Annotated in this window: 12 protein-coding genes; 6 read left to right on the top strand and 6 right to left on the bottom strand. The window is 53.1% G+C overall.

The features are described from left to right. Window positions 1-252: 252 nt before the first annotated feature. Complete coding sequence (locus J5067_RS13350) at window positions 253-837, top strand: peroxidase-related enzyme (protein ID WP_264643809.1); 585 nt, start codon at window positions 253-255, stop codon at window positions 835-837. A gap of 84 nt (window positions 838-921) precedes the next feature. Next, window positions 922-1,989, top strand: coding sequence for a ketopantoate reductase family protein (locus tag J5067_RS13345; RefSeq protein ID WP_264651299.1), 1,068 nt, complete (start codon window positions 922-924; stop codon window positions 1,987-1,989). Window positions 1,990-2,047: 58 nt separating this feature from the next. Here J5067_RS13345 and J5067_RS13340 read toward each other — a convergent pair whose 3' ends face one another. The 5 genes from J5067_RS13340 to J5067_RS13320 all read right to left on the bottom strand — a co-directional run bounded on the left by J5067_RS13340 (window position 2,048) and on the right by J5067_RS13320 (window position 6,714). Then, window positions 2,048-3,553 carry a tripartite tricarboxylate transporter permease gene (locus J5067_RS13340; RefSeq protein WP_264643811.1) on the bottom strand — a complete coding sequence of 502 codons (1,506 nt, stop codon included), beginning with the start codon at window positions 3,551-3,553 and terminating at the stop codon, window positions 2,048-2,050. Next, window positions 3,550-4,017: a tripartite tricarboxylate transporter TctB family protein gene (locus J5067_RS13335; RefSeq protein ID WP_264643812.1), complete on the bottom strand. Its 468-nt coding sequence runs from the start codon at window positions 4,015-4,017 to the stop codon at window positions 3,550-3,552. The genes J5067_RS13340 and J5067_RS13335 overlap by 4 nt, the downstream gene beginning before the upstream one ends. Window positions 4,018-4,076: 59 nt before the next feature. After that, window positions 4,077-4,862 carry an RraA family protein gene (locus J5067_RS13330; protein WP_264651298.1) on the bottom strand — a complete coding sequence of 262 codons (786 nt, stop codon included), beginning with the start codon at window positions 4,860-4,862 and terminating at the stop codon, window positions 4,077-4,079. Window positions 4,863-4,876: 14 nt separating this feature from the next. Then, window positions 4,877-5,875: a tripartite tricarboxylate transporter substrate binding protein gene (locus J5067_RS13325; protein WP_264651297.1), complete on the bottom strand. Its 999-nt coding sequence runs from the start codon at window positions 5,873-5,875 to the stop codon at window positions 4,877-4,879. A gap of 185 nt (window positions 5,876-6,060) precedes the next feature. Continuing rightward, the gene (locus tag J5067_RS13320) at window positions 6,061-6,714 is read right to left on the bottom strand and encodes an RraA family protein (RefSeq protein WP_264643815.1); all 654 of its coding nucleotides are present in this window, start codon (window positions 6,712-6,714) and stop codon (window positions 6,061-6,063) included. A gap of 388 nt (window positions 6,715-7,102) precedes the next feature. Here J5067_RS13320 and J5067_RS13315 point away from each other — a divergent pair, with 388 nt between their 5' ends. From J5067_RS13315 to J5067_RS13300, 4 genes are all read left to right on the top strand, one after another. Further along, a complete protein-coding gene (locus tag J5067_RS13315; protein WP_264651296.1) occupies window positions 7,103-8,296 on the top strand; it encodes a mandelate racemase/muconate lactonizing enzyme family protein in 1,194 nt (397 codons plus the stop codon). A gap of 18 nt (window positions 8,297-8,314) precedes the next feature. Then, the gene (locus J5067_RS13310; protein WP_195314251.1) at window positions 8,315-8,989 is read left to right on the top strand and encodes a 4-carboxy-4-hydroxy-2-oxoadipate aldolase/oxaloacetate decarboxylase; all 675 of its coding nucleotides are present in this window, start codon (window positions 8,315-8,317) and stop codon (window positions 8,987-8,989) included. 247 nt (window positions 8,990-9,236) lie between these two features. Continuing rightward, on the top strand, window positions 9,237-9,944 hold the full coding sequence (locus J5067_RS13305; protein WP_264628233.1) for an enterotoxin A family protein: 708 nt from the start codon (window positions 9,237-9,239) through the stop codon (window positions 9,942-9,944). Window positions 9,945-9,966: 22 nt separating this feature from the next. Beyond that, window positions 9,967-10,308: a hypothetical protein gene (locus J5067_RS13300; RefSeq protein ID WP_264628232.1), complete on the top strand. Its 342-nt coding sequence runs from the start codon at window positions 9,967-9,969 to the stop codon at window positions 10,306-10,308. Between the two features lie 128 nt (window positions 10,309-10,436). Here the strand turns inward: J5067_RS13300 and fis are convergent, their stop codons facing one another. Continuing rightward, window positions 10,437-10,733, bottom strand: a complete 297-nt coding sequence (fis, locus tag J5067_RS13295; RefSeq protein WP_012883002.1) for a DNA-binding transcriptional regulator Fis — start codon at window positions 10,731-10,733, stop codon at window positions 10,437-10,439. Between the last annotated feature and the right edge of the window lie 9 nt (window positions 10,734-10,742).

Here is a 10,742-nt window from a genome sequence, read left to right as displayed (position 1 = left end):
AATCACTAATCCAAATAATCATACGGAGAATGCCCTTGGTGTCTATTTCATTTTTTAGCTATAAATAGTCCGAGAGTGGCAATATAAATAGCGCTGGATTGTCTGCTTTAATTATGTTTTCTTATTTGAATGCAAACAACAAAACTAACGATTCATTATATTTTATTAAGTATTAATAAAATAATGGCATCGTGATGTAGACCGTATTCTGTAAACACCAGTATCGCTAAACCCATAAAGGAAACACCCGTTATGTCCATCAAGAACGTGAAAACAAAGAATATCTCTTGGTTAAAACTTAAAAATACGACAACGACGCAAGAGACAGAAAAGTTATTCGAGGACTCCATCGAGACACGCGGTTTTATCCGCAATATGCAGGCGGTATTGGGACAATTCCCTGCGGCGCTGCTGGCTCAGGATGCGCTAAGCCGCGCGCTGACCGTGGAATACGAAGGAGGATTGAACGGTAAAGAGCGCGAATTGATTGCGCTGGTGGTGAGCGTACAAAACCGTTGCCGTCCTTGCGTTTGGGGGCACGCGGCGAAACTGCGGCAGATCACCGGTGATGCGCTCTGGGTTGGCGGCATTGAAGTGAACTACCGTGACGCGGAATTAACCCCACGTGAGCGGGCGATTGCTGACTATGTGCAGAAATTGACGGAAGCGCCGGAAACCGTGGAAGAGCGCGATTTGGCACCGCTGCGCGCCAGCGGCGTCACGGAGCAGGAGATTATCGAAGTGGTCGCTATCGCCGCCTATTTCAACTTCAGTAACCGCATCAACAGCGGGCTTGGCGTCCAACCCAATCCGGAACCTTTCCTTTCATTCCGCTAAGCCTTGCCCACGCCCTTGATGCGCTGATGTTTTCCTACGCTTATCAGGCGGGGGCGTTGCCACGCTAACAGGAAGAGACTCATCATGTCTGAACGTATTTTAATTATCGGTGCGGGGGCGATTGGCAGCTATCTTGGCGCCTATCTGACTCGCGCCGGGCGTCAGGTCACGCTTATCGACCCCTGGGCCGAAAATGTCGAGGCGATCCGGCGTGACGGCGTGTCGTTGGAAGGACTGACGCCGGAAGAGCATTTCACCGTGCCGTTAAACATTCTTCACCTTGGCGACGCGCAGCGCCTGCACCTGGAGCCACCGTTTGATATTGGGCTGGTGGCGCTCAAGTCTTACGATACGCTGTGGGCCACCCAGTTTATCCGCCCCTTTATCCGGCCCGAGGGGGTGATTGCCTCCGCGCAGAATTGTATCAACGACGCGCGCGTGGCGTCGGTTGCCGGCAAGGAGAATACGCTGGGCATTGTCATTACCATCGCTGCCGAGCTGTATGCACCGGGCAAGGTGCGTCGCGGTAACCAGCGCGGTGCGCCGGGAACGCTGCGCGTGGGTGAGTTTGGCGGCGGTATCACGTCGCGTTTGCAGCGTGTGGGTGAGCTGTTGCAGCCTGTCGATGCGGTGCTGGTGACGCCTGATTTGTACGCCCACCGTTGGACCAAACTCAGCATCAATGCGATGCGTAATTCGATTGCCGCCGCCAGCGGCCTGACCGGTAACGATCTGATTCGTCATGAACGGGTTCGGCGCTTTGCCATTCGGTTAGGAGGAGAAGCGGCACAGGTAGGATTGGCGCAAGGGCTGGCACTGGATGCCATAAACCGCAGTACGCCAGAGGTATTGGTTAAGGCGGCACAAGGTGATGTGCACGCGCTGGCGGAGGCCGAGGCCAACTTTTTGTCTTATGTGGAACTTGGGACACAGAGTGAACATCAGCGTCCGTCGATGGGGCAGGATATCCGCCGCCAGCGGCGCACTGAAATCGATTATATGAACGGCCTTATCGTTGAGGTCGGCCAACAGGTTGGCGTTGCTACTCCGGCGAATGCCGCGATTGTTGATGCTATCCATCAGATTGAACGCGGACAGCTTTCACCCTCACCAGAATTGATCGTCCAGTTGGATGAATCATTGCAGCGCTAATGAATACGGAGCGTGGGTTTTGCACTCACGCTCCGTATCTCATCCCTCTTTTTCCTTGTTACTCAACGAAGATTTTATCCCGCCCCAACCGCACCATCGGTGCCAGCGTGATCAACAGCAGTAATCCCGAGGCAATCAATAACCCTAAGCTAATGGGCTCATGCACGAAAATACCGAAATCTCCGCGTGAAATGATCAGCGCCCGGCGTAAATTCTCCTCCATCATCGGTCCGAGAATAAAGCCCAACAGCAGCGGCGCAAGCTCAAAGCGCAGCATCGCCAGGGTATAACCCAATAAGGCAAACAGGGCGGCCAAAAACAGGTCGAACGGATTATTGGAGACGCTGTAAATACCGACGCAGCTAAACAGCACAATGGCCGGATAAAACAAGCGATAAGGTATTTTTAACAGACGGACCCACACGCCGACCATCGGCAAGTTGAGCACCAGCAGCATCGCGTTCCCTACCCACATGCTCGCCACCATGCCCCAAAACAGGTCCGGTTCGCTCTGCATAATGCGTGGGCCGGGGTTAATACCGTGGATCATCATGGCGCCCACCATCAGGGCCATAATGGCGTTTGACGGTAATCCCAGCGTGAGCAGCGGAATAAACGAGGTTTGCGCCGCTGCGTTATTGGCGGATTCCGGCGCGGCAACCCCTTCGATAGCCCCCTTGCCGAAGCGGGAAGGGTCTTTCGCCAGCTTCTTTTCCACCGTGTAGGCGGCGAAAGAGGCGAGTGCGGCCCCTCCACCCGGCAGCAGACCGAGCACTGAGCCCAGTAAGGAACCACGTAAAACGGCAGGAGTGGCCTGACGGATATCCTGCGCGCTTGGCATCAGCTTACCGTGTTCAATCACCGTACCGCCGCTTTTTTCCTGCTGTACTAACACGCGGATGATTTCACCAATGCCAAAAACCCCCATTGCCAGCGGCACAAAATCGATGCCGTCAGCGAGTTCAGGAATACCAAAGGTGAAGCGTAATTCACCGGAGTTGATGTCGGTGCCCACCAATCCCAGCAGCAGTCCAACCACTACCATGGTGATGGCTTTTAGCAGTGAGCCTTGTGCCAGCACCACCGCGCCAATGAGGCCTAACACCAGCAGCGAGAAATAATCTGCCGGCCCGAAGCGAATGGCCATGCTGGCGAGCGACGGGGAGAAAAACCCAATGACAAAGGTCGCCAGGGTTCCGGCAAAAAACGACCCCAACGCGGCAATCGCCAATGCGGGACCGGCACGGCCCTGTTTCGCCATGGCGTGCCCGTCCAGACAGGTGATCACCGAGGAGGTTTCACCCGGCATATTCAGTAGAATCGACGTGGTAGAACCGCCATATTGTGCGCCGTAATAAATCCCCGCCAACATGATCAGGGCACTGGTCGGTTCCAGCGTGAAAGTAAACGGCAACAGCAGCGCGATGGTGACCAGCGGCCCGACGCCGGGTAACACGCCCACCAGCGTGCCAAACAGCGCGCCGCAAAAGCAATAGAACAGGTTGTTCGGTAACAGTGCTATCGACAGGCCGTGGAACAACCCCTGCCATACATCCGGGATCATAGCGGCCATACCTTAAGCGGTAAGCCCAGCACCTGAACAAACAGCAGTGGGACGGAAAACGCCAGCACCGTCGCCAGCGCCAGCGTTTCCTTGAGTTTGGCTTCACGGCTGCCGATTGCGGCGGTAATCACCGTCAGCAGGCTGGCAACAATAATGCCCCACTGATCGACCAACAGGGCAAATAAAATCACCGCACCCAGCATCAATAGCGGAGCACGCAGCGTGAAACCGGCTTCATCGGGGGCGCGGCGACGTGGCGATGATAGCCAGGCACGCACGGCAATCAATCCCCCCAGCAGTACCAACAGTGCACCCAAAATGGTCGGCATGTAACCGGCACCCATTCTGGCGGCGGTGCCGAGCGTGTGTTCGGTGTTGGCAATGGCGATGGCACCTGCGCCAAGCAGGGCAATCGCGATGCCGGACAGGAATTCGCCCTGTATGCGTTTATGCGTTGCAGACATGGGTCTACCTCGTTTAATCATTTATTGTTTAAGCGTGATGTTGTAGCGATACCGGGGGATCACCACTTGCCGGGGGGCAGAATACCCGCTGCGTCACGCGCCGATGCGCCCTGTTCCAGCGCTTTCAACAGATGACTCTCTTTTTCTGCCGCTTGCAGCGCGCGATCCAGCACGGTCTGCGCAACATCACTGGGGACGATAATCACGCCATCGTTATCCGCCAGAATCAGATCGCCGGGCCTGACCTGAACGCCGCCGATATTGACCACATCGTTAAACGCCACCAGTTCCAGACGGCGCTTGCCGGTGCGCGGTGTGACGCTGCGTGACCAGACTTTCAACCCCGATTCGACGATGCTGCCGCTGTCGCGCACGGCACCGTCAACCACCACCCCTGCCAGCCCTTTGGCCTTTGCCGCCGTGGCAAGAATGCCGCCAAAGCTGGAGGCATCGTTGCTGCCTGCCGCATCAACCACGAACACATCGCCGGGCTGCGTTAGCGTGATTTGGTCGATACCGCCGCCTTGCGGCGCGTTGCCAGCGGACAGCGTGAAGCCGGGCAACTGTCTGGCGCGGCTCTGACGCGCTGTCACCGCCGGGCCGACGATGCGTTGTCCCGGCGCAAGTGGCCGTAGCGTCTGTGCCGGGATCGCCGTGTCATAGCCCAGTTCATCAAGAATGTCCGCCACCACCGAGGTCAGATCCGGCAATGATAAAAACCCCTGAATCACCTCTGCGGCCGGTCGGGTGATCTCCACGTGCCTGATTAGCTGTGGGTTCAGCGTGCCCAGCAGGCGATCGGCATAAGGCTGTAACTGTTGTGCGATTGATTTTGTCTCACTCATGGCGCGCTCCTGACTTATTGCTGCTGGATATTGGCGTTGGTTACCACGGTGCGCCATTGCTCGTAACCGCGTTTGATTTCGGCATCGAATTCCGCTGGCGTGCTGTTGACCAACGTCATGCCGGCCTTATCGGTGATCGCGATGTAGCTCGGGTCATTCTGGTAGCCAACCACGGCATCGTGCAGCTTTGTCACTACGCTATCTGGCGTCGATGCCGGGCCAAGCAGCCCCAGCCAGGAACGGGCAACAAAGTTAGGGACACCCGCTTCTGAAAGGGTCGGAATATCAGGGGCAAACGGGCTGCGCTGTTCGGTTGAAACACCCAGCGGGCGAATGGTGCCGGCCTCAAAGTAGGGCACCGCCGTGCTCAGCACCAGGAAGCCCAGTTGAATCCGCTTGCCCAGCAGCTCGGAAATGATTTCGCCCTGGCCCTTGAGCGGCACATGCACCACATCAATACCCGTTAACTGTTGTAAATAGGCGGTGCTGAGATGCTGGCCGGAGCCTATGCCCGCCGTGCCGTAATTGTATTTCCCCGGATTGGCGTTGATGTGCGCCAACACTTCCGTCAGGTTTTTCCCCGGCAGGTCGGGCGAGACGGCGAAGACGCTTGCCTGATCGCTCACCAGAGAGATGGATTTGAAATCCTTGAAGATGTCATAGCGCAAGTGGGTGTTGAGTGCCGGTACGGTCACGTGATTGGATGAGGCGAACAGGAAGGTGTGACCATCGGTCGCTCGTGCCACGTATTCGGTGCCGACAGCCGCCCCGGCACCGGGACGGTTTTCCACCACAAACGTCTGACCGAACGATTTGCTCAGGCGTTCCGCCAGGGCGCGAGCCAACAGATCGGTGCCTCCGCCGGGTGGGAACGGTACCACCAGCTTGACGGTTTTGGTGGGCCAGTCAGCGTTCGCCGCCATGGCCGGTGACCCCAATGCTATTCCGGCGGCCACTAAGGATGCGGATGCTAACTGTAACCAGCGACGGCGTGATATCCCCGATGTATTCATAATGTGTTACTCCTCAATGATTTTATTGTTATACCCGTCATACTTCGAGTTGCAGATGCGTTGGCTACGCTCACTCACCCGAATCACTTACTTGAGTAAGCTCATCGGGGTTCCCTCTCTTGCCGCCTTCCTGCAACTCGAATTATTTAGGGTATAGATAGCTGCTAAGCCAGTAATGGAACGGGCTATTCCCACGCTTTCAGCGCTTGCCAATCTTCCGGGGTTGCGGTGGAAGAGAAACGGTGCAGCAAGCGTGTTTTTTCTTCCTGTAACGGCTGTAAACGCGCAATTGTGTCGTCAAGCAAGGCATAGGGAATGGCGATAACGCCGTCGTCATCTCCCACAATCAGGTCGCCGGGAGAGATTTCCACGCCAGCCACTGTCAGCGGGGTCGCCAGTGGGCCGAGCTGTGCTTTTTCGCCCCGGCTTTTCAGGCTAATGCCACGGGCAAACAGGGGAAGATCCCAAGTGCGCAATAGCGCGGCATCGCGAATGGCACCGTCAATCAAGACACCGCCTAGCCCACGGTTGGCGGCGAGCGTCGCCATCATGTCGCCGAAAGAGGCACCTTGGGTAAAACCGTCCACGCTATACACCAGGATGTCTCCCGGCTGTGCCAGCGTGATGGCGGCATGTCCCGTCAGGTTGTCGCCGGGAAAACCGGCGGCGGTAAACGCGGCACCCAGCAGCCGAAACCCCGAACGCAGCGGCTTGATGGAGGAATGCAGTGCACCACGTTGCCCAACAGCCTGATAAATCAGTGCAGTACTGGCCGTTTTGAACGCCGCCAATTGATCCGCATTGGGTCGGGGGAAATCGGTATTTATTACGCTGGCCAAGGCGTTATCTCCAGATAATCACAATTTCAGGCTGCCATCGGTTTTTAATAGTTGAATCAGGCAGGAAGCAATAAACCTATACCCATTAATCAGGTATGAGAATGACAACCAAGGGTATGAAAATAAGATAATGCCATCGAGAATAAGGTGATTAAATTTTTTGTCTAGTGATTATCCGGTGGATCATTATTCAAATAAGGGCTAATTATTCTTCAAATATGAAATAAGAGAGAAATAGATTAATAATATTAAACAGTCATGAGGATGTTTCGAATTTCAAACTCGATTATTCAGTAAGTGGAAATAGTTAGAATAATATTGGCTATGTTTACGCATCAATTTTGCGTTATATCTTGTCGCTCTGCGCTTTTGTCTAATAAGGGCCACAATGAAAATCACAAATATTGAAACCTTTTTTTATCATCCAGGGGTCGGGAAAAACCTGCTTTTTGTCAAAGTGGATACCGATGAAGGCATTTATGGCTGGGGCGAAGCCTATGTGACAAATACCAAAGAGAAGGTCGTCAGTGAATACCTTAATGCCATCTCTCCGCTGGTGATCGGGCGTGAAGCCTACCATATCCGTCACCTTGGTCAGACGCTGCTTGATGATTTTGCGATTCGCCGTAATTCGGTTGACCTGCTGTGCGCCTGGAGTGCCATCGAACTGGCGCTGTGGGATATCGTCGGCAAGAAAGCCGGGCTGCCGCTGCACCGTATTCTGGGTGGCGCGGTGCGCGAAAAGATTCGTCTTTATGCCAACGGCTGGTGGTTTGGTGCCAAGAGCATTGATGATACGGTAAAACGCGCATTGAACGTGGTCGCGCAAGGGTATGATGCCATCAAATGGGACCCCTTCCCTGGCCCATGGCGCACCTTTATTTCCCGCGCCGATGAAACCGCTGCCGTGGAGAATGTGAAGGCGGTGCGTGAAGCGGTAGGGCCGAATGTGGAACTGCTGATCGACGGCCACCGTCGCCTGGCACCGAATCACGCCATTCGCGTGATTGAACGTCTGGAAGAATACGATATTGGCTGGTACGAAGAGCCCTGTCCGCCAGAAAACATCGATCTCACCGTCGAAGTCAAACGCAGCACGCACACGCCGATCGTGCTGGGTGAAGCGCTCTACACCAAAGAAGGGTTTGTGCCGGTGTTTGAGAAACGCGCGGCGGACATTATCAACCCGGATATTTGCGCGGTTGGCGGCTTGTTATCGATGCTGGAGATTGCTGCGCTGGCCGCCCCGCACGGCGTGGCCGTCACACCGCATAACTACAACAGCCCGATTGTCGGGCTGGCGGCGACGGTCCACCTTTCCGCGGTTATCCCTAACTTCAATATTGCAGAAGTGTTCGTCAACCTGATTGAACCGACACAGGGTATTGCCACCCAAGGCATCACGATTGCCAACGGCTGGGCCGACGTGCCCGACGCGCCGGGACTGGGAATCGATCTGGATATTAATGAACTCAAGAAACGCCCTTACAGCCCGTTACCGGGTAAAGGACTGCGTGATTACCGCGAAGAATTCCCGCGCAAAGTCGCTGCCGTTGCCCCTAATGTCTTTAACCCAGCCTGATTCACGGAAAACATAACCATGTCAAAACTTACTCAAGATTTCATTCGCCCAGACCAGGAACTGATTGACGCTTTTAAAGAAATTACCGCCGCTACCGCCCATGAAGCCTTCGGTCGACGCGGTGCGGTAGACTCTGCCATCAAGCCGATTTATCCCGGTTTGCGCGTATTGGGCTCCGCATTCACGGTGAAAACCCCTGCCGGGGATAATTTCACTATCCACGCGGCGCTCCAGTTGGCGAAACCCGGTGACGTTCTGGTGATTGATGCCGGAGACTACACGGAACAAGGGTCGTTTGGTGATGTCATGGCCACGGCGGCCCTCAGTCGCGGTATCGCCGGATTGGTCACCAACGGCGGGGTGCGGGATGCGGAACGCATCCACAAATTGGGCTTCCCGATTTTCTCCCGCTCCATTTCCATTAAGGGTACGGTTAAAGAAACCTTTGGTGAAATCAATCAGCCGATTTCTTTTGGCGGCGTGACGATAAATCCGGGCGATCTGATCATCGGTGATGATGACGGCATCGTTGCCATTCCGCGTGAGAAGATTGAAGAGGTGCTTGCCGCTTCGCGCAGCCGTGATGAAAAAGAAGTGAAACTGCGTGCGCAAATTCAGCAGGGCAAAACCATCTGGGAACTGCACAACTTCAATGCGCTGTTGAAGCGTAATGGCATTGATGTTGAGATTTGATCTGCCCGAGGTATAACTCCGCGTTGTTATACGCTGTTTTTTCTAAATAGCCTGATAGGTGAGTGCTGCACCGATGCGCGGTGCGGCGCTTGCTTTATTGGGTTGCCATTTTTATTTCTGCTTTCTGAGATTAACAGCAGGGAATAAAAACATCGACCTTCTTCGCAAAAATAAAAAACGACAATAATAGTGCTTATCGTTTGTGTTATTTGTTTCGTCTCAATGATGTCATTTATCGGTGATTGAGATGAAAAAAAGCATGTTGATTATTTTTGTACTTTTCTTTAGTCATGGTGCTTATTCCACTTTATTTTTCTACCGTTACGATAGCGTGGACGCTGAGGATGCATTTAAAATTGGTTTTATTCCCTCAGGGCATAACAGGAACATGTATGAACACATAAGGGGAACCAGCTGTTTTGAGGGGGACGCAACTTCTAATTTTATTTCTACTTCATCCTCAGAGCAAATGTCACACATTATGGCAGAATCAGCGACGCCTGTTGGAATGATGTACTACCTCTATACCATTCGTCCTACCAGCAATTTTTATAGCTCAGTGAATAGTCTCCGAGCGGCTTTCGTTCGCACCAACGATTGGCGCTTTCAAAGTACGGTTCTAGATTATATGCATGAACAGGAGTGGTTGGCATTAGGGGGCATTGACACGGAGCAAATCTACAGCGCAAGGGCCTATCGAAGTAGAGGGCCCGATCAGCAGGCGGAATTTATCGCAGAGTATCTCAATCCTGCCTATCTTGATGCTGATACTGGGCCTAGTAGTGGTCATTATTATATTCCAGATTTACCTCGCTACGAATCGAGTGAGCGCTCTGCATGTTCTATTTGTTCCATTGATTCAATATCCAGTATGACTAAAAGAGATATAACCGACAGTCTTAGTCGATGGAAGAAATGCAGATATAAGATGATCGCAGCTGTGATGGATGACTAAAAAATATTAATGGAGGCTACGAATGAGAAGGACAGTCGGGTTAACAGTATTGCTGTTAATAAGCATGTCTTCCCATGCAATGGGGGACTTGGAAAGTGAATGTCACAAGGGAGGTAAACACAATATGCTCAAGGGTGAACATATAAAGGAGTATTTTATATCAACAACGATATCTGAAACAAATTATGGATTTAAGATAAAAGTAAATGATGAATGGTATAAAACAATATTAAAAGAGAACGAAGAGCAAGGGTATCGAGATCAGTTTTCCAGTACAGCCAGAATAGCCAAAATACTCCATCTTCCTGTGAATGTTTGTGTAGACAAAGTAAATGGCTATTTACTGGGTATCGAGCTTTTCTAGCAAGCGGGCTCGCATTGCAGTGGCATCGGGTGAAGTGCTTAAAGGTCGACGTTGCACCGCAACAGACAAAAAACGCCTGCCATTTCTGGCAAGCGTTTTTCTAAAAAACCAACGGTAATGAACCAGTATCAGTTCATGCCGTATTTTTTCAATTTCTTGCGCAGCGTACCGCGGTTGATACCCATCATCAGGGCCGCGCGGGTCTGGTTACCACGGGTGTACTGCATCACCATGTCCAACAGTGGCTGTTCAACTTCAGCCAGTACCAGCTCATACAGGTCATTCACATCCTGACCGTTAAGTTGAGCGAAATAGTTCTTCAGTGCCTGTTTAACCGAGTCGCGCAGGGGTTTTTGGGTTACCTGAGCCTGAGAGTTTACGGTAGAAACGGTCAGTACGTCAGAATTCACGCGTTGTTCGAACATAGTTCTGTC

The organism is Candidatus Symbiopectobacterium sp. NZEC151, from assembly GCF_025962655.1.
In the GTDB taxonomy this organism is placed as follows: Bacteria; Pseudomonadota; Gammaproteobacteria; order Enterobacterales; family Enterobacteriaceae; genus Symbiopectobacterium.
Note: the sequence above shows the minus strand (reverse complement) of the source record. Positions and strands in the feature narration are given on the sequence as shown.